This window comes from Xenorhabdus doucetiae, assembly GCF_000968195.1.
GTDB classification, from domain to species: Bacteria; Pseudomonadota; Gammaproteobacteria; order Enterobacterales; family Enterobacteriaceae; genus Xenorhabdus; species Xenorhabdus doucetiae.
Genome location: NZ_FO704550.1, coordinates 1,514,920 through 1,533,586, shown reverse-complemented (window position 1 = coordinate 1,533,586; position 18,667 = coordinate 1,514,920). Strand labels below are relative to the sequence as shown.

The following is an 18,667-nucleotide window of genomic DNA, read 5'->3' as shown; positions in this document are numbered from 1 at the left end:
CATAAACAACAGGATATTGCTATGAAAAAATTATTGTTTGCAGCCTTGTTAAGTGCCGTGACCTTATCCGCAACCGCAGCAGAGAAAGCCGCTCTCCGTTTCGCGACAGAAGCAACTTATCCGCCATTTGAATTTATTGATGCAAACAATAAGATTCAAGGATTCGACGTCGATTTAGCAGATGCGATATGTGCAAAACTCAACACAGAGTGTACATTTACCAATCAGGCTTTCGACAGCCTCATTCCCAGCCTAAAATTTCGCCGTTTTGATGCCTTGATGGCAGGCATTGACATTACTCCAGACCGCCAAAAACAAGTTGATTTCACCCAAGCCTATTATGATAACTCGGCTATTTTCATTGCCATCAAAGGGAAATTTGCTCACATTGCCGATCTCAAAGGTAAACAAGTGGGTATCCAGAATGGCACAACACACCAGAAGTATTTGATGGAGCAACATAAAGAGCTTAAAACCGTACCTTATGACAGCTACCAAAATGCCATCCTTGATTTAAAAAATGGTCGTATTGATGCGGTGTTTGGTGATACTGCCGTTGTCAATGAATGGCTGAAAAAGAATAAAGAATTAAGCACGGTGGGTGATAAAGTGACAGACAAAAACTACTTTGGCATCGGTTTAGGCATTGCCGTTCGCAAAGGCAATACTGAGTTACTGGATAAATTAAACAAAACACTGGCGGAAATTAAACAAGACGGCACTTACGACACCATCTACAAAAAATGGTTTAAACAATAAATTCAATCCTAATGAATGAACTTCAATCTTTAATCAGTGCCGCCGGAATGACCGTCGGCCTTGCCATCTCTTCGCTTGTCATCGGTTTAGTTTTGGCAATGCTTTTTGCTGCCTGGGAATCTATTCGCTGGAAACCCATCGCTTTTTTAGGCTCCTGCTGGGTTACCTTGATCCGAGGATTACCTGAAATTTTAGTTGTTCTCTTCATCTATTTTGGCAGTTCACAACTGCTGATTACGCTGTCAGAAGGTTTTGATATCAATCTTATCGTCTGGCATCTTAGGATACAGATGGAAATTGACAACTTTGATGTCAGCCCTTTTCTGTGTGGCGTGATTGCCTTGTCTTTGCTCTATTCTGCTTATGCTTCACAAACGCTGCGGGGAGCATTAAAAGCGGTTCCAATCGGGCAGTGGGAAGCGGGTCAGGCGCTGGGGTTAAGTCAACGCCGCATCTTTTTTCGCCTGATCATGCCGCAAATGTGGCGCCATGCCCTGCCGGGGCTGGGTAATCAATGGCTGGTTTTACTGAAAGATACTGCCTTGGTTTCATTAATCAGCGTGAATGATCTGATGTTACAAACAAAAAGTATCGCAACCCGAACTCAGGAACCGTTCACATGGTATATGATTGTTGCTGTAATCTATTTGATCATTACCCTGATCAGCCAGTTTATTCTCAAACAGATTGAAATGCGCACCACCCATTTTGAACGGAGTGCTTCATGATGTTTGAATATATCAAGGAAATTTTACCCGGCTTGCAAACCAGCCTTAGTTTGACTTTCTCAGCACTGCTGATTGCATTCTTACTATCCATTGTCTTGAGCATGATCCTGGCAATGAGATTACCGGTGCTTTCTCAGTTAGTAAGAGGCTATATCACGCTATTTACCGGAACCCCGCTCCTTGTCCAGTTTTTTTTAATTTACTATGGGCCGGGTCAATTTCCGTCGCTCAAAGAATATCCGTGGATTTGGCAACTGATGTCAGAGCCGTGGCTATGTGCAATGGTGACATTGGCATTGAATAGTGCCGCTTACTCAACCCAGCTATTTTTCGGGGCTGTCAAAGCCATTCCGGCGGGGCAATGGCAATCCTGCCAGGCTCTCGGTATGTCCAACGCGCATTCTATGCGCATTCTGTTACCTTACGCTTTTAAGCGAGCACTCTCTTCCTACTCCAATGAAGTTGTGCTGATTTTCAAGAGTACGTCACTGGCCAGTACCATCACCTTATTAGACATCATGGGATATAGCCAACTCCAATTCGGGCGCAGTTATGATGTCACCGTATTTGTTGCCGCGGGTATTATTTATCTCTGCATTAATGGCCTGTTGACACTGCTGATGCGTATAATTGAACGGCGAGCCTTATTATTTGAACATCGCAATTAATGACCTGACTTTATATTACCCAACCCCGTGTTAGCTTATCGTTATCACGGGGTACACAGGATAATTGTATAAAACCGGGTTATTAATTTACGTCAAGAACTAACAGTGCCAATGTTTCATAATGTTCGGTATGAGGGAACATATCGAATAACTGCACTTTTTCTATTCGATATTGTTTAAGCATCGTGATATCTTTCGCCATCGTCTGAGCATTGCAACTCGAATAGAGAACAAATTTAGGCGCCATCCGGCTAAGGTATTCACAAAGCGCTTTACCAATCCCTCTACGAGGAGGATTGACCAGGACTAACTCCGGTATTTGTGATTTATCAAGGGCAAAATGGGTAGAATCCAGCGCCTGAAAGTCTACCTGCTCCAACCCAAGGCTTTTGGCAGAATTTTTCGCACAGCTAATCGCTTCTGCACAGATCTCAATCCCTGTTAATCGGGTCTTTTTATCGGCACAATGCAGACCAAAACCACCCGCACCACAAAACAGATCCCACATACTGCTAATATTCAATTCCCTGACCCAACGCCCTGCGGTTGCATACAACGCTGAGGCAACATTCGGATTCGTCTGGAAAAAACTACGCGGACGAATATACAGTGGAATGCCGTTAAAAATTTCCTTCAACATCAGACGGTCAGTAAAAATGATTTCCTTCTCACCTTCCAGAATCGCCATATGGATTGGTTGAATATTAGCGGAAATCACGGTTGCTTGTGGTAACTGTTCCTTTAACCAAGGCAAAGCCCGCTCCAGTTGAGCCAGTTTTGTTTCTGAACGCAAGACAAAGCGCAGCATGATTTCACCATTAGCACGACTTTCTGTCAGAAGAATATGTTTTAATTCTCCTCTCTTGCGTTCCACGTTGTACGGAACTAAGCCAGCTTTGGCGATAAATGTTTTGATGACGGCAAATACTGCCTGAAAATATTCTGGATACAGCGGACAATCGCAAAGATCCACCGTTCTGCCATCACGATGCAACATACCAAGCAATGGACGCTCAACACTGCCACTGACGACCATCTTGGCTTTATTACGAAACTCACTTGTTTCGCTGGTAACTGGCGACAGCCAATGTACTACTGATTCTTCCTGTAAAAGTTGCTTTAAATGTTGTTGTTTATCAGATAATTGCTGTGAATAGGACTTATCGAGCCACTGACAGGAGTGACAATGCCCCGCGGTATACTGCGCACATTGCATCGTAAAAAAACCGTATCAAAAAATATTAGTGCAAGGTAAATGTTGATGTTTTCGTCGAAGCCAATGATTCTTCATCCTCAACGTCCACTTCCATCTCACTTTCCATATCATGATTGACATAGAGAAGATTATTGCTGTGAATTTCAAAAATCACATTGGCAATTTGTTCTTCACCCTGCTGCATAAAATTGGAAAATTGTTCGAAAGTCATTCCAGCAGCGACAGGGAATGCCTGACAAACAATCAACTTAGGCAAGTTTTCATCCTGAACATCAAGAAATGCCTTCACAGTAAGGGAACAGGCATTAATCTGACTCAAATTAGCAACTAATGGAATTATTGCTGTTGGCCTGACTTCGGCTAAAGCAGAAAACAAGACTACATCACCCAATAGATCAATCTTGGCATCAAACAGGCCATCAATATTCTGCATATGAGGCAAATGCAAGACTGAGCCTGAATCATTCTCAAAATAAGAGATCTTAAGCCGTTCAAGCCACGTGCACAAAATTGACAAATCGGGAATAACCATAGAATCCATCGAATTAACCTCATATGACCGAGAAGTTACACATGCTACCTAAGGGAACTTCCCCAGCGAGTAGCCTAATGTACAATAATTAACCTATTTTGTTTTTTTCATCATCAGTGACAATCTGATGGTTTTTATCCGCTTTCTTATGATCAATACCCAAAAAGGAAAGATTATAGACCGCACGCCAGATAATATGGATAGCTGCCGGTATCAAGCAACCTATGCCCAATAAAATCATAGCAATGTGTGCTTCTGCCGTCATTAGTAAAGGTGATAGAATTATGCTATCGGTTATCGACAGGTAAGCCAGAATCAACAGACCTATTCCCAATATTTCCAATAAAATAACTAACTTAGGCATGTCAGCCAATGAGCGCATCTCTTTTGATGGGTTCATTTTCATTCTTTAACCCGCTCCAGCCTGAAAAACAGGCTTTCCGTTACTGATGGTAGCCTATCATACCTGAATCCCGCTTATTGGCAGGACTAATTACAATAAAAGGTAATTCCTGCTTTTTTTTATTAATACTTACAGGCATAGTAACCCCAGATGACATTCCATGAAGTTCATGATCATTACCACTAAGGAGTTTGTATGTACACTGTCATTTTTGGTCGCCCAGGTTGCCCATACTGCGTTCGCGCCAAAGAACTCGCTGAAAAATTAAAAGCAGAGCGCGACGATTTTGACTATCGTTATGTCGATATCTGGGCTGAAAACATCACCAAAAACGACTTATCAAAAACGGTGGGCAAGCCTGTTGAAACCGTTCCTCAAATCTTCATTGACGAGAAACATATCGGTGGCTGCACAGATTTTGAAGCTTATGCTAAAGAAAATCTGGGACTCTACAAATAATCGAACTCAATAATTAGCCAGAAAATCAGTCGTCAAAAAAATCGCTATCCGGCCAGAAACCTTCTCTTTGCTGGATAGCAGGTGCTTTAACCATACTGCCCTTCGGTAAAAATTCCACCCTCTTGAAAAAATTTTGCAATTTTTTTCCCAAGAATGAGAACTTTCACATCATCATGCAGTCTTAATTATTGCCACTGCTTTTCTTTGATGTCCCCATATTGAGGAGCCCGATAGTCACCCACTTTGGTTAAAGACTATCGGGTTTTTTGTTAGTCATGACACCAGTTACGAATTATTTGCAAGATAGAGGTTATCTTTCATTACTATCACATTGCCTATATTATTTACTCATGCAACATCAACAGGCATTAAATAAAATTATTAATCAATGTAATTCTCTTTTTTATGTGAAATTATTATTGTTAACAACAAGTTGATAAAATAAAATCACCCTGTTTACGTAAATATCTCGCTTGTGAGGCTCACCTTGCTAGAACAACTTAACCACAATCTGTTTACCTTTATCAATGCAACCCCAGATTCCCCGCCAGCAATGATCTCGCTTGCCATCTTTATAGCGAAATATTGCGTATTTATTTACCCTGTTACTCTGGCTATCTGCTGGCTTTGGGGAAGGGAAAAAGCCATCACATCACAACGCAGGGTTGTCAGTAAATCTTGCATTGCTTTTGCCTTTGGCATAGCGACATCCTATATCATCGGCGTCATTGTTCCACATGCCCGACCATTTGTTGAAGGTTTTGGCCATAACTTTCTTTATCACTCTCCCACGGAATCTTTTCCCAGTAACCACGGTACGGCAGTCTTTACTTTCGCTCTGGCATTTATATTTTGGCACCGGATTTGGTCAGGTTTATGCCTAATGGCTATCGCCTGTGCCATTGCCTGGTCCCGTGTCTATGTGGGCGTTCACTGGCCAATCGATATGGTTGGTGCATTTTTAGTCAGCCTGTTAGCATGTGCTTTTTCCCAAATATTTTGGAGCCAATATGGAGAGTATTTGCAAAGCAAACTAACCCGGCTTTACCAATTCTGCTGCGCGTTTTTTATCAAAAAAGGGTGGGTAAAAAATTAACCAAACAACGCCAAATTGCCGCTCGCAAGACGAAATCCACTTATTATCTCCCCGCGCCACGGGGAGATAATAAATGCACCTTGAAGTACGACGAGTATAAATATCGGAGTAAAATCATTCGTTATATTTAACAATACATCACCCTAAAATGATTAGCATTTATTCATAAACACAGCGCTAACGAACAAACTTCACACACACAAATTGACTATCCTTAAAATCCTCATTAATTCATAATCAATACAAAACACATATTCATTCAAAGAATAAATATCACTGCCAATGGAGAAGGATGTTTATTTTTTACAATTTATCAATGCGTTATACTGATTTAACTTATAGGCAAAAATACATCAAGACAAAAATCTTAGCCCTTATAATACAATTTCAAGCTATTCCAATACCAAGTAAGAAAAAATTATTAATATGTAAATATCATTAAGTAATAAACCAGATAGATATTGGAATTTAAAATAAAAATAATGATATATTTTTAACAAAACTCGCATTTTATTTTATTTAATATTTAATTAACATCTCGATAAACATTTGTAACAGTTTTCATTTTCTATATAAATCTTGCAATTGCGAGAGTGATCACGGTACATTTCACTGAAAATAACTATATTTCCCCCATCAAAAATCTGGGGTTAAGTTTTTGGATTTAGACAAAGCAGGTGAGTTGAAGATCCTTTGCTTTAAATGAATGGTTTTAGGTGAATGATTTTAAGTGAACAGCTTTAAGTGAACATATTTCAGGCAACTTATTAATGTAGTAAATAATGTAGCGATAATGTAGTAATAAAAACGTTTAGATAAACACCAACGCAATATCTGACAACTTATTATTCATATAAAAATCCAACTCGCGCATTTAATTAATGTGCGGGTTTAGTAGTCTTTAAATTTTACTTTACCGCGTTATTTCGGAGATACCTATGGACACATCTCAAGCAGGTTCGATCGCATCCTCTGCTTCCAGCAAAAGCGATTACACTACCTGGCGTAAATCAGACACTGTATGGATGCTGGGGTTATACGGCACAGCGATTGGGGCCGGTGTTTTATTTCTTCCCATCAATGCCGGTATTGGTGGTTTAATTCCACTGATTATCATGGCAATCCTTGCTCTTCCGATGACATTTTTTGCCCATCGTGGAATGTGCCGTTTTGTTTTATCCGGTAAAGGCAACGGTGAAGATATCACCGGCGTGGTAGAAGAACATTTTGGTAAATTTGCAGGTTTTCTGATCACCATCCTCTACTTCTTTGCCATTTATCCTATCCTGCTCGTGTACAGCGTTGCGCTGACCAATACGGTAGAGAGTTTTATTGTCCACCAGCTACAAATAGATGCCCCACCACGCGCATTGCTGGCGCTGGTATTGCTGCTTGGTGTGATGAGCATTATCCGTTTCGGCGAGAAAGCCATTGTTAAGGCCATGAGTGTATTGGTGTTCCCATTCGTCACCGTTTTGATGCTGTTGGCTCTGTATTTAATCCCTCACTGGAACACCACCATTTTTGATACCCTGTCGCAGGACAGTACCCTATCTTCTACAAGCAATAGCGGCCTGCTATTTACCCTGTGGCTGGCGATCCCTGTGATGGTTTTCTCTTTTAACCATTCTCCAATCATCTCAGCCTTCGCCGTTGCAAAACGTGAAGAATACGGTGAGCACGCAGAGAAAAAATGTTCACGCATTTTGGCTTATGCCCACATTATGATGGTGCTGACAGTCATGTTCTTTGTTTTCAGTTGCGTACTGAGCTTGTCACCGGAAAACCTGGCAGAAGCCAAAGCGCAGAACATCACTATCCTGTCCTATCTGGCTAACCACTTCCGTGTACCCACTATTGAGTATATTGCTCCCTTCATCGCTTTTATTGCGATTACCAAATCTTTCCTCGGCCACTATCTTGGCGCCCGTGAAGGCTTCAACGGCATTATCAACAAGGCAATGATGAACACCAAGGGAAAAACCATTCAGCATAAAACGCTGAATCGTATCACTAGCCTCTTTATGCTGATCAGTGCCTGGATCGTTGCGACGCTTAACCCAAGTATCCTGAATATCATTGAATCACTGGGTGGACCAATTATTGCGATGATCTTGTTTATCATGCCAATGTACGCCATCAAAAAAGTGCCGGCTATGCGCAAATATGCAGGTAAACCAAGCAATATTTTTGTTGTGATAACCGGATCAATTGCTATTTCAGCGGCGATTTACTCCGTCATGTAATCAGCAGCTTTCTCCGGCAGTAGCCCATAAAAAAATGCCAGTCCCCAAAAGGTCGACTGGCATTTTCTGTTTATAGACTAACCAAAAATCGCGTTAAACCAACCGATAACCGTCTTTACAACGAAATCCCATGTACGCCCAAAGAAACCACTTTCTTCTACTGCCTCTTTAACAACCAACGGGCGCTGATCAATAATTTTATCATTCAGCAGAAAATTCACCGTGCCCACCACTTGGTTCTGAGTCAATGGTGCTTCAAGTGAGGTATTATCCAGCGTAAAGCTCGCTTTCAAATTTCCTGCTTGCCCACGGGGAACGATCACCGCCGCATCTTTTTCTACCCCCAATGCGACTTCTGGACGCGTTCCGTACCAGACTTTTTCCGTCACCAACGTATCACTGGCCTGCAATGGTGTCGCCAATTCATAAAAACGAAATCCCCATGACAACAGTTTTTCACTGTCAGAAAAACGTACACGATCACTGGGAGCGCCCAATACCACGGAAATCAGACGCATTGGCCCCTCAGTTGCTGATGCAACAAGGTTGTAGCCGGCACCACTGGTATGTCCGGTTTTGACACCATCCACATTCATGTTTTGATTCCATAACAAGCGGTTGCGATTAGGCTGGCGGATGTTGTTAAAGGTGAATTCTTTTTCTTTATTCAGCGCATATTCTTCCGGCACATCACGGATCATAGCCTGACTCAAAAGAGCCATATCATAGGCGGTACTGTACTGCCCTGCCGCATCCAAACCATGCACGGTTTTGAAATGAGTGTTGGTTAATTTTAGCGTTTCCGAATACTTGTTCATCAAATCAACGAAGGCATCCTGACTGCCTGCAACATAATCTGCCAGTGCGATACTGGCGTCATTACCGGATTGAATGACAATACCGCGGTTCAGATCAATCACCTTAACTCGGTCACCGGGTTTCAAAAACATCAGAGATGACCCCTTAAGTACGGGATTCCCTGTCGCCCAGGCATCTTTGCCAACGGTGACCATATCTTCTGTGGATATTTTCCCTGACTTGATCGCTTGCCCAATGACATAACTGGTCATCATTTTCGTCAAGCTGGCAGGGTCTAACCGCTCATCTGCGTTATTTGAGGCCAGAATTTTTCCACTGGCATAATCCATCAATACATAGGCTCTTGCATCAATTTCAGGTGCTGCGGGTTGCTCCATTGCATATACACTGACGCTCGCCAACCAGAAAACACTCAAGCCAAAAGTAAAAGATTTAATTATTGCTATCTGCCGTCTGTTTTTCATCTTCGCTCGCCCTTTCTCAATAAAAACTTTATTAATATAGGATGTTATGAGAGAAGACTCCAACCCCATAACGTAAAGATTTTTCTGTTATTCAACCCACTTTATTGTCATATTATCAATGAATAAATTTTCATAATGGTGAACGTTTGTCATCTTGAAACGCTATTTTAGATATGTTCTGAATTAAGGAGAAAATGATGTTAACAATCTGGGGCCGTAAAAACTCATCAAACGTGAAAAAAGTGCTTTGGTGTCTGGAAGAGCTCAATGTGCCCTATCAACAAGTTGATATTGGTGGCAAATTTGGCCAACTCAACGATCCTGAATACCTGCGCATGAACCCCAATGCGGTCATTCCTTGTTTGCAAGAAGACGATTTTATTTTATGGGAATCCAACACCATTGTTCGTTATCTTGCGGCGAAATTTGGCAAAGACAGCCTTTACCCGGCTGATCTCCAAGAAAGAGCCAGCGTTGAAAAGTGGATGGATTGGGTCGGTTGCAACCTCTTCCCGCCGATTAAACAATTTATGATTAGCTTTGTCAGAACACCGGAAGATCAGCGTGACCCTCAAGTTATCACCCAATCTTTAGCAGAGATTGAAAAGTTGCTGAAAATTGTCGATGGCACCCTAACCAATCAACAATATCTCTCCGGCGACAAATTGGGTATGGCAGATATCGCCCTGGCTCCGCTGGCCTATTTATGGTTAGGCGTAGAGATAGAGCGCCCGTCTCTGCCAAACCTGGAGCGCTGGTATCAATTATTGACCGAAAGACCGGCTTTCCAAAAAATTGTTATGATAGAAATAAATTAAGCCCTTGCTGGTGAGTTTATTAACTCATTGGCATTCTGCCGGGATCGGGGAACTGATACTCAAATCCCAGTTCCCGACAGATACGACTGCCATCCACTACTTTGCCGTCAATTTTCAGCTTACTTTCAATTTCTGCGCTTTCTGACAGCAAGAATTCTGGCGGGGTCAGATCAAGCTGGTGACTGGCTGACGGATAAAACTCCGCTCTTTTCGGGTGTACTGGTGCACATAAATTAAAAAGATGCCCCCCTTCCGGTTGTTGAATAAGCAATTTAATGGCAGAAATGACATCATCTTGATGCACCAAATTGACCGCACTTTCTCCCCCTTTAAGTGCTTTTTTTCCTGCAAGAAAACGCCCTGCATGACGCCCATTACCGACCAAGCCAGCCAAACGTAAGACATCAACCGACGTATTAGGCAGTTGATGCAGCCAGTTTTCCAACTCAATTAATGCCTTGGCGGATTCTGTTTCGGGGTACAGTGGATCATCTTCATTAAGACAACCCACGGACGAACCATAAACTGAAGTCGAACTGGTAAAAATAATCCGTGGAACTGAATACGAAAGTGCCGTATCAACAATCAGTTGCACTGCTTTGACATATTCCTTCCCACCGCCAGCAACCCCACTCACAGGCAATGCTAAAACCAGCACATCAACCAACATCAGTTGATCAAGATCATCTGCATCGCAAATAATCTGAGGCACCAGGTTCAATAGGTAACAATCCACCCCGCACAGACAAGCCGCTTCAACACCATCGGATGTTGTTTTACTGCCAACAACCTGCATTCCTGCACGTTGTAGCGCTTGCGCTAATGGCATTCCTAACCAACCCAATCCAATAATGGAAACTTTTTTCACCATGATCCCCTTAAGCACGATGCGACTTAAAAACAATACATTAATATAAAATAAACATCTTTTTTTAAAAAAGAGTTTGCTTTTTATACACAAAATCGTATAGGTTAAACAACAAGCAGCCAATCCTTAGTCATAAATATATCGTTTATTATAAAGTTACGTATAGTCATTATTCAGTACATACATCCTTGTATAAAACAGCCTGAAATACAGATAGAGAACGCGCATATGAACCGTATTCAATTTAACCATCATCATCACCATCATCCTGACTAGTCTTTCAGGCTGCTGTGTGCTGGAAGACATTTAACCCGTCTTCCGGTGGCATGAATACGATAAAAAACCCTCGGAAGATTTTCCGGGGGTTTTTTGTTTCTGATTTCTACGAATGAATTACTGACTGAATCTTAAGATAAGGTAAAACACAACATGCTAGATAAGACACGCTTACGCATCGCTATTCAAAAATCAGGCCGTCTGAGTGATGACTCCAGAACGTTACTGGCCCGTTGCGGTATCAAAATTAATTTACAGCAACAGCGCCTGATCGCATTTGCTGAAAATATGCCTATCGATATTCTGCGTGTCCGCGACGATGATATTCCGGGCCTTGTGATGGATGGTGTGGTCGATCTGGGCATTATTGGGGAAAACGTCCTTGAGGAAGAATTACTGACTCGTCGGGCACAGGGAGAAGATCCTCGCTATCTGGCATTGCGCCGCCTCGATTTTGGTGATTGCCGGCTTTCCCTGGCAACGCCTTTAGATTGCGATTATACCGGCGTGGAATGCCTGCAAGATTCCCGCATCGCAACCTCATATCCGCATTTATTGAAACGTTATTTCGATCAAAAAGGCATCCACTTCAAATCTTGTCTTCTCAATGGATCAGTTGAAGTTGCTCCCCGTGCTGGGCTTGCAGACGCTATCTGTGATTTAGTGTCAACCGGCGCCACGTTGGAAGCCAATGGCTTGCGGGAAGTTGAAGTGATTTATCGCTCAAAGGCCTGTTTAATCCAACGCGATGGCGAAATGCCGGAAGCCAAGCAACAGCTTATTGACAAATTGATGCTCCGCATCCAAGGCGTTATTCAGGCGCGGGAATCCAAATACATCATGCTACATGCTCCCAGCGACAAACTGGAAGAGATTATATCCCTGCTGCCGGGCGCAGAACGCCCCACTATCTTGCCACTGGCGGGGGCACAAAACCGCGTCGCCATGCACATGGTCAGTAGTGAAACCCTGTTCTGGGAAACCATGGAAAAGCTCAAGGTATTAGGTGCCAGTTCCATTCTGGTTCTGCCCATTGAAAAAATGATGGAGTGACCGTAGATGAACCCTAATTTTAAAACCCTCATTCGCTGGCAAGCATGTACGCCGGAACAACAAAAAATATTACTGACACGTCCGGCTATCGCCGCATCCGGCGATATTGCCGCAACGGTTAAACAGATTCTGGAAACCGTAAAAACAGGGGGTGATCAAGCATTACAGGAGTTCTGCCAACGCTTCGACAAAACGACCGTTGAAACCATCCAGCTCTCTGCCGATAAAGTCAACGCAGCGGTCGCCCGCCTAAGTCCAGAAATCAAACAGGCCATGCAACTGGCCATGAACAATATCCGCCGATTCCACGAGGCGCAAAAACCCGCAGAGGTTGATATTGAAACAGTGCCAGGCGTTCGTTGCCAACAGATTACGCGCCCAATCGATTCCGTTGGGCTTTATATCCCCGGCGGCTCTGCTCCCCTGCCTTCCACAGTATTAATGCTGGGTACACCCGCCAATATTGCAGGTTGCCGTAAAGTCATCCTGTGTTCTCCCCCCCCGATTGCTGATGAAATACTCTATGCCGCCCAACTCTGTGGGATCAGCGAGATATTTCAAATCGGCGGGGCTCAAGCCATTGCCGCAATGGCATTCGGGACAGAATCCGTTCCCAAAGTAGACAAAATTTTTGGCCCCGGCAATGCGTGGGTGACCGAAGCCAAACGTCAGGTAAGCCAACAGATCAACGGTGCCGCGATCGATATGCCCGCAGGCCCATCCGAAGTGCTGGTGATCGCTGACAGCGGAGCCAATCCCGCATTTACGGCAGCAGACTTACTTTCACAAGCAGAGCACGGCCCTGATTCCCAAGCCATATTGGTCACTCCTGATGAAAATCTGGCCGGAAAAGTGATCCGTGAAATTGAAACCCAGCTCGCCGTTTTGCCACGCCAGCCCATCGCAATTCAAGCCCTGCAAGCCAGCCGGATTATTGTCACCGAAGATCTCGCCCAGTGTGTGGCGATCAGCAACCAATACGGCCCGGAGCATTTGATTATTCAGACTCGTCAGCCTGAACAACTGGTCGAGCAGATTATCAGCGCCGGTTCTATTTTTCTCGGTGACTGGTCGCCTGAATCCGCCGGCGATTACGCTTCCGGCACCAATCACGTTCTGCCTACCTATGGCTATACTTCAACCTATTCCAGCCTCGGTTTGGCTGATTTCCTGAAAAGAATGACCGTCCAGCGGCTCACTCCCCAAGGATTAAAAAACCTCGCACCCACTATCGAAACACTGGCACAGGCAGAACAACTTATCGCGCATAAAAATGCCGTCACGTTACGTATGACTGCTTTGAACAAGGAACAATCATGAGTACGGTTTTTGATATCAATTTATTGGCAAGAGAAAACGTTCGCAAATTAGTCCCTTATTTGTCTGCCCGCCGTCTGGGCGGTTGTGGTGATGTTTGGTTAAATGCGAATGAATACCCCATCGCACCCGATTTCCAACTCAGCGAAAACACGCTCAATCGCTATCCTGAATGCCAACCCGCCACCGTCATTCAACGTTATGCCGATTACGCGGGCCTGCAACCAGAGCAAGTCCTTGTCAGCCGTGGCGCTGATGAATCTATCGAATTACTGATCCGCGTTTTTTGCGAGCCGGGACGCGACGCTGTGCTGTTTTGCCCACCCACCTATGGGATGTACGGCGTGAGTGCCGAAACCTTTGGTGTAGAGCAGAAAAAAATCCCCGTCAGCGCCGACTGGCAACCCGATATCACCGCCATCAAAAATAATCTAGATCGCGTCAAGCTGATCTATATCTGTAGTCCCAACAACCCGACCGGTAACCTCATTGATCCTGCGGCATTACGCCAGATCCTTGAATTGGCCCGCAACCGCGCCATTGTTGCCATTGATGAAGCCTACATCGAATTTTGCCCACAACATACCGCGACCCATGATACCACCCGTTGGCTGTCAGACTATCCTCACTTAGTGATTTTGCGAACCCTCTCGAAAGCTTTTGCTTTGGCTGGATTGCGTTGTGGATTTACGCTGGCTTCTGCCGATATCATCACGCTGATGCTGAAAGTGATTGCGCCTTATCCACTGGCGACACCAGTTGCGGATATCGCAGCACAAGCGCTCACGGCAACGGGTATTCAAACCGTGCGAAACCGGGTGGCAGAAAACGCTTGCAATCGGGCTTATCTCCAACAAGCACTCAGCCAATTGACGTGGGTTGAAAAGGTGTTTCCAAGTGAAACCAACTATATTTTGGTGAAATTTACCCATGCAGAGCTGGTATTTAAGACGCTATGGCAACAAGGGATCATCCTGCGTGATCAGCGTAAACAGCCGGGATTAGAGAATTGTCTGCGCATTACCATCGGCAGCCGGAATGAATGTGAACAGTTGGTGCGTGCCATTAGCGCTCTTGCCGACCAACCGCAACAAACCAAGGAAACTGAGAACCCATGAGCCAGAAAATGCTTTTCATTGACCGCGATGGCACATTGATCACCGAGCCGCCCAGTGATTATCAAGTTGATCGCCTTGATAAATTGGCGTTTGAGGCAGGTGTTATCCCGGCCTTACTCGCCCTGCAACAAGCCGGCTATAAATTCGTGATGATCACGAATCAGGACGGTTTAGGTACGCCCAGTTTTCCACAAGCGGATTTTGAGCCACCCCATGCCTTGATGATGCAAGTTTTCACCTCACAGGGTATTCATTTTGAAGAAGTGCTGATCTGCCCACACAAACCCGAAGATAACTGCCACTGCCGTAAGCCCAAACTGGGATTGGTACAAAAATATCTGGCAGAAAATATTATCGATATGGAAAACAGTTGCGTCATCGGTGATCGGGAAACCGATCTGCAATTAGCCCAAAACATGGGGATCAAGGGCATTCGCTACCAACCCGAATCACGGGGATGGCCAGCCATTTGTGACCAATTGATCCGCAAGAAGTTGACCCGTAACGATCGCCATGCCCACGTTGAACGAAAAACCAAAGAAACCACAATTGATATTGAAATCTGGCTCGATCGTGAAGGAGAAAGTCGCATCAATACGGGTGTTGGTTTCTTCGACCATATGCTGGATCAAATCGCGACTCACGGTGGCTTCCGCATGAATATACAAGTCAAGGGTGACCTCCATATTGACGATCATCACACCGTTGAAGATACCGGGCTCGCGCTGGGGGAAGCCTTAAAACAGGCCTTGGGGGATAAACGCGGGATTGCCCGGTTTGGCTTTATGCTGCCAATGGATGAATGCCTTGCCCGCTGTGCTCTGGATATTTCCGGTCGTCCACATCTCGAATATAAAGCTGAATTCAAACATCAGCGTGTTGGCGATTTAAGTACTGAGATGATCGAACACTTTTTCCATTCGCTCTCTTACACCATGGGATGCACTTTACACCTGAAAACCAAAGGCAAAAACGATCACCATCGGGCAGAAAGCCTGTTTAAAGTTTTTGGCCGGACATTGCGCCAAGCCATTCGCGTAGAAGGCGATACCTTACCGAGTTCCAAAGGTGTTTTATAAAGGCATAAAGGAAGTCATGATGAACGTTGTTATTTTAGATACAGGCTGCGCCAACCTTGCTTCTGTGACTTATGCCATCCGTCGGTTAGGCTATGAACCCACCGTGAGTTTGGACGCGGAGGTTGTGCAAGCCGCCGATAAACTCTTTCTGCCGGGCGTAGGTACGGCGACCGCCGCAATGAAACAGCTCGAACAACGGCAATTAATTCCCCTGATTCATTCTCTGACACAACCTGTATTGGGTATTTGCCTCGGTATGCAATTACTGGCGCGTGTCAGTGCGGAAGGGGATAACATCCCACTACTGAAATTCATTGACGCGCCTGTCGAAAAAATGGTGACCGCGGGTCTGCCATTGCCCCATATGGGCTGGAATCAAGTGAAAGTGCAGGCAGGCAATCCCCTGTTTCGCCATATTGCAGACAATTCCCGTTTCTATTTCGTCCATAGTTATGCGCTGCCGGTGGGTGAATACACGATTGCCCAAACAGAGTATGGCCATCCATTTAGCAGTGCTATCGCAAAGGGCAATTTCTTTGGTGTGCAATTCCACCCTGAACGCTCAGGTGCCGCAGGTGCACAATTACTCAAAAACTTTCTGGAGATGTAAGCGCATGATTATCCCTGCATTAGATTTAATTGATGGCAATGTGGTGCGTTTGCATCAAGGCGATTATGCCCAGCAGCGGGATTATGGCCGTTCGCCACTTGCTCGCTTGCAGCAATATGAGCAGGCAGGCGCTAAGTTACTGCATTTAGTGGATTTGACCGGGGCAAAAGATCCGGCCAAACGCCAAATTGCCCTTCTGCAAGCGCTACTGGCAAGCGTGACTATTCCCGTTCAGATCGGCGGAGGAATTCGTTCAGAAGCAGATATAAAAGCCTTGCTTGCCGCAGGTGCCAGCCGGGTTGTTATTGGTTCTGCGGCAATTACCCAGCCGGAATTCGTCAAGCAAGGGTTTCAGCGTTACGGGGCAGAGGCCATTGTGCTGGCACTGGACGTCCGCATCAATACAGATGGGGTGAAACACGTCGCGATAAGCGGTTGGCAGGAAAACAGCCGCGCTACCCTTGAAGATATCATCGAACAATACCTCCCCGTTGGGCTAAAACATGTTTTATGTACCGATATTTCCCGTGATGGCACATTAAGCGGCGCTAATATTGCCCTCTATCGGGAAATCAGCCAACGCTATCCGCAAATCCAATTTCAAGCCTCCGGCGGTATTGGCAGCCTTGCCGATATCTCTCCCCTGCCGGCATCCGGTGTGGCTGGTGTCATTGTCGGGCGGGCATTACTGGAAGAAAAATTTACTTTGACGGAGGCCATCCAATGTTGGCAAAACGCATAATCCCCTGTCTGGATGTCCGTGATGGGCAAGTGGTCAAAGGCGTCCAATTCCGTCACCACGAAATTATTGGTGATATCGTTCCTCTCGCGCAGCGCTATGCCCAAGAAGGTGCGGATGAGTTAGTGTTCTATGATATTACTGCCTCTTCCGACGGCCGCGTCGTCGATAAAAGTTGGGTGGCAAAAGTGGCAGAAGTTATCAATATCCCTTTCTGCGTGGCGGGTGGGATTAAAACGGTCGAAGAAGCCGGACAAATTTTAGCCTTCGGGGCAGATAAAATTTCCATCAACTCTCCGGCCTTGGCGGATCCCGATTTGATTAACCGTCTGGCGGATCGCTACGGTGTCCAATGTGTCGTCGTCGGTATTGATACGTGGTTTGATAAAAGCACCAACAGTTATCAGGTTTACCAATTTACCGGGGATGAAAGACGTACAACTGCAACTCATTGGCAAACACTGGATTGGATCGAAGAAGTCCAACAACGCGGCGCGGGTGAGATCGTCCTGAATATGATGAATCAGGATGGCGTGCGTAATGGCTATGATTTGACTCAACTGAAACTAGTGCGTGATGTCTGTTCTGTACCACTGATTGCGTCTGGCGGAGCCGGGGCACCAGAACATTTCTTGGACGCTTTTCAGGTTGCCAATGTTGATGGTGCCTTGGCAGCCTCTGTATTCCACAAACAGATCATTAATATCAGTGAGCTCAAACAATATCTGGTTACACAGGGTGTCGAGGTGAGAACATGTTAACAGCACAGAAATTAACCGCTCAAGAAATTGAGCAACTGGATTGGGAAAAAGTGGCTAACCTGATGCCTGTTATCGTCCAACATGCGACCTCCGGCAGCGTGTTAATGATGGGTTACATGGATCAGGAAGCACTGAATATCACGCTCAATTCCGGCAAAGTGACCTTTTTCTCCCGCACTCAACAGCGGTTATGGACAAAAGGCGAAAGTTCAAGCCACTTCCTGAATCTGGTCGGTCTCTATCCCGACTGTGATAACGATACCCTACTGGCCTTAGTGGAGCCGATTGGCCCAACCTGTCACAAAGGCACCGAGAGCTGTTTTGCCCCTGCACAAACTGAGTGGGGGTTTCTCTATGAATTGGAACAATTACTGGCCAGCCGAAAAAGTGCCTCGCCGGACAGTTCCTATACCGCTCGCTTATATGCCAGCGGAACAAAACGTATTGCCCAAAAAGTGGGTGAAGAAGGCGTAGAAACCGCATTGGCCGCGACAGTCAATGACCGGGAAGAGTTGACCAACGAATCCGCGGATTTGATCTATCACCTGCTGGTTTTACTGCAAGATCAAGACCTCGATTTGAGTCGTATCATCCGGCGGTTGCAGGAAAGGCATTCAACGTGAAAATAATTTTCGCTG

General features: G+C 45.0%; 21 protein-coding genes and 1 other annotated feature. Of the genes, 16 read left to right on the top strand and 5 right to left on the bottom strand.

Features of this window, described 5'->3' with window-relative positions; all coding sequences use genetic code 11:
• Positions 1-21 precede the first annotated feature (21 nt).
• Genes artJ through artM form a run of 3 tightly spaced genes read left to right on the top strand, consistent with a single transcriptional unit; the run spans position 22 to position 2,155 of the window.
• On the top strand, positions 22-759 hold the full coding sequence (gene artJ, locus XDD1_RS07130) for an arginine ABC transporter substrate-binding protein (protein WP_045969923.1): 738 nt from the start codon (positions 22-24) through the stop codon (positions 757-759).
• Between the two features lie 11 nt (positions 760-770).
• Positions 771-1,487: an arginine ABC transporter permease ArtQ gene (artQ, locus tag XDD1_RS07125; protein WP_045969921.1), complete on the top strand. Its 717-nt coding sequence runs from the start codon at positions 771-773 to the stop codon at positions 1,485-1,487.
• The gene (artM, locus tag XDD1_RS07120; RefSeq protein WP_045973378.1) at positions 1,487-2,155 is read left to right on the top strand and encodes an arginine ABC transporter permease ArtM; all 669 of its coding nucleotides are present in this window, start codon (positions 1,487-1,489) and stop codon (positions 2,153-2,155) included. The genes artQ and artM overlap by 1 nt, the downstream gene beginning before the upstream one ends.
• Before the next feature lie 82 nt (positions 2,156-2,237).
• Here artM and rlmC read toward each other — a convergent pair whose 3' ends face one another.
• The 3 genes from rlmC to XDD1_RS07105 all read right to left on the bottom strand — a co-directional run bounded on the left by rlmC (position 2,238) and on the right by XDD1_RS07105 (position 4,309).
• Complete coding sequence (gene rlmC, locus XDD1_RS07115; protein WP_045969919.1) at positions 2,238-3,371, bottom strand: 23S rRNA (uracil(747)-C(5))-methyltransferase RlmC; 1,134 nt, start codon at positions 3,369-3,371, stop codon at positions 2,238-2,240.
• Between the two features lie 25 nt (positions 3,372-3,396).
• Complete coding sequence (locus XDD1_RS07110; protein WP_045969917.1) at positions 3,397-3,912, bottom strand: type III secretion system chaperone family protein; 516 nt, start codon at positions 3,910-3,912, stop codon at positions 3,397-3,399.
• Positions 3,913-3,991: 79 nt separating this feature from the next.
• Positions 3,992-4,309, bottom strand: coding sequence for a YbjC family protein (locus XDD1_RS07105; RefSeq protein ID WP_045969915.1), 318 nt, complete (start codon positions 4,307-4,309; stop codon positions 3,992-3,994).
• A gap of 192 nt (positions 4,310-4,501) precedes the next feature.
• Here XDD1_RS07105 and XDD1_RS07100 point away from each other — a divergent pair, with 192 nt between their 5' ends.
• The 3 genes from XDD1_RS07100 to XDD1_RS07090 all read left to right on the top strand — a co-directional run bounded on the left by XDD1_RS07100 (position 4,502) and on the right by XDD1_RS07090 (position 8,107).
• On the top strand, positions 4,502-4,765 hold the full coding sequence (locus XDD1_RS07100) for a GrxA family glutaredoxin (RefSeq protein WP_045969913.1): 264 nt from the start codon (positions 4,502-4,504) through the stop codon (positions 4,763-4,765).
• Positions 4,766-5,252: 487 nt separating this feature from the next.
• Positions 5,253-5,861 carry an undecaprenyl-diphosphate phosphatase gene (gene ybjG / locus XDD1_RS07095; protein WP_045969911.1) on the top strand — a complete coding sequence of 203 codons (609 nt, stop codon included), beginning with the start codon at positions 5,253-5,255 and terminating at the stop codon, positions 5,859-5,861.
• 938 nt (positions 5,862-6,799) lie between these two features.
• Entirely contained in the window at positions 6,800-8,107 is a 1,308-nt protein-coding gene (locus XDD1_RS07090) for an HAAAP family serine/threonine permease (protein ID WP_045969909.1), read from the top strand.
• 77 nt (positions 8,108-8,184) lie between these two features.
• On the opposite strand, the gene XDD1_RS07085 is transcribed toward XDD1_RS07090, so the two are convergent.
• Complete coding sequence (locus XDD1_RS07085; RefSeq protein ID WP_045969907.1) at positions 8,185-9,390, bottom strand: serine hydrolase; 1,206 nt, start codon at positions 9,388-9,390, stop codon at positions 8,185-8,187.
• A 197-nt stretch (positions 9,391-9,587) separates the two neighbouring features.
• On the opposite strand from XDD1_RS07085, the gene XDD1_RS07080 reads away from it, so the two are divergent.
• On the top strand, positions 9,588-10,208 hold the full coding sequence (locus tag XDD1_RS07080; protein ID WP_045969905.1) for a glutathione S-transferase family protein: 621 nt from the start codon (positions 9,588-9,590) through the stop codon (positions 10,206-10,208).
• 19 nt (positions 10,209-10,227) lie between these two features.
• Here the strand turns inward: XDD1_RS07080 and XDD1_RS07075 are convergent, their stop codons facing one another.
• Complete coding sequence (locus tag XDD1_RS07075) at positions 10,228-11,076, bottom strand: SDR family oxidoreductase (RefSeq protein ID WP_045973377.1); 849 nt, start codon at positions 11,074-11,076, stop codon at positions 10,228-10,230.
• A 228-nt stretch (positions 11,077-11,304) separates the two neighbouring features.
• On the opposite strand from XDD1_RS07075, the gene hisL reads away from it, so the two are divergent.
• The 9 genes from hisL to hisIE all read left to right on the top strand — a co-directional run bounded on the left by hisL (position 11,305) and on the right by hisIE (position 18,652).
• Complete coding sequence (gene hisL / locus XDD1_RS19380) at positions 11,305-11,352, top strand: his operon leader peptide (RefSeq protein WP_113967449.1); 48 nt, start codon at positions 11,305-11,307, stop codon at positions 11,350-11,352.
• Positions 11,328-11,450 (top strand) — a sequence feature (His leader region). (Overlaps the previous gene by 25 nt.)
• A 55-nt stretch (positions 11,451-11,505) precedes the next feature.
• Positions 11,506-12,405, top strand: a complete 900-nt coding sequence (hisG, locus tag XDD1_RS07070; RefSeq protein ID WP_045969903.1) for an ATP phosphoribosyltransferase — start codon at positions 11,506-11,508, stop codon at positions 12,403-12,405.
• A gap of 6 nt (positions 12,406-12,411) precedes the next feature.
• Entirely contained in the window at positions 12,412-13,725 is a 1,314-nt protein-coding gene (hisD, locus tag XDD1_RS07065) for a histidinol dehydrogenase (RefSeq protein WP_045969901.1), read from the top strand.
• Positions 13,722-14,840, top strand: a complete 1,119-nt coding sequence (gene hisC / locus XDD1_RS07060) for a histidinol-phosphate transaminase (protein ID WP_045969899.1) — start codon at positions 13,722-13,724, stop codon at positions 14,838-14,840. Before hisD ends, hisC begins: the two co-directional genes overlap by 4 nt.
• Positions 14,837-15,919, top strand: a complete 1,083-nt coding sequence (gene hisB, locus XDD1_RS07055) for a bifunctional histidinol-phosphatase/imidazoleglycerol-phosphate dehydratase HisB (RefSeq protein ID WP_045969897.1) — start codon at positions 14,837-14,839, stop codon at positions 15,917-15,919. The genes hisC and hisB overlap by 4 nt, the downstream gene beginning before the upstream one ends.
• A 19-nt stretch (positions 15,920-15,938) precedes the next feature.
• Entirely contained in the window at positions 15,939-16,529 is a 591-nt protein-coding gene (gene hisH / locus XDD1_RS07050) for an imidazole glycerol phosphate synthase subunit HisH (protein WP_045969896.1), read from the top strand.
• Positions 16,530-16,533: 4 nt separating this feature from the next.
• Positions 16,534-17,271 carry a 1-(5-phosphoribosyl)-5-[(5-phosphoribosylamino)methylideneamino]imidazole-4-carboxamide isomerase gene (hisA, locus tag XDD1_RS07045; protein WP_045969894.1) on the top strand — a complete coding sequence of 246 codons (738 nt, stop codon included), beginning with the start codon at positions 16,534-16,536 and terminating at the stop codon, positions 17,269-17,271.
• Entirely contained in the window at positions 17,253-18,029 is a 777-nt protein-coding gene (hisF, locus tag XDD1_RS07040; protein WP_045969892.1) for an imidazole glycerol phosphate synthase subunit HisF, read from the top strand. The genes hisA and hisF overlap by 19 nt, the downstream gene beginning before the upstream one ends.
• A complete protein-coding gene (gene hisIE, locus XDD1_RS07035; protein WP_045969890.1) occupies positions 18,023-18,652 on the top strand; it encodes a bifunctional phosphoribosyl-AMP cyclohydrolase/phosphoribosyl-ATP diphosphatase HisIE in 630 nt (209 codons plus the stop codon). Before hisF ends, hisIE begins: the two co-directional genes overlap by 7 nt.
• The last annotated feature ends 15 nt before the right edge of the window (positions 18,653-18,667 follow it).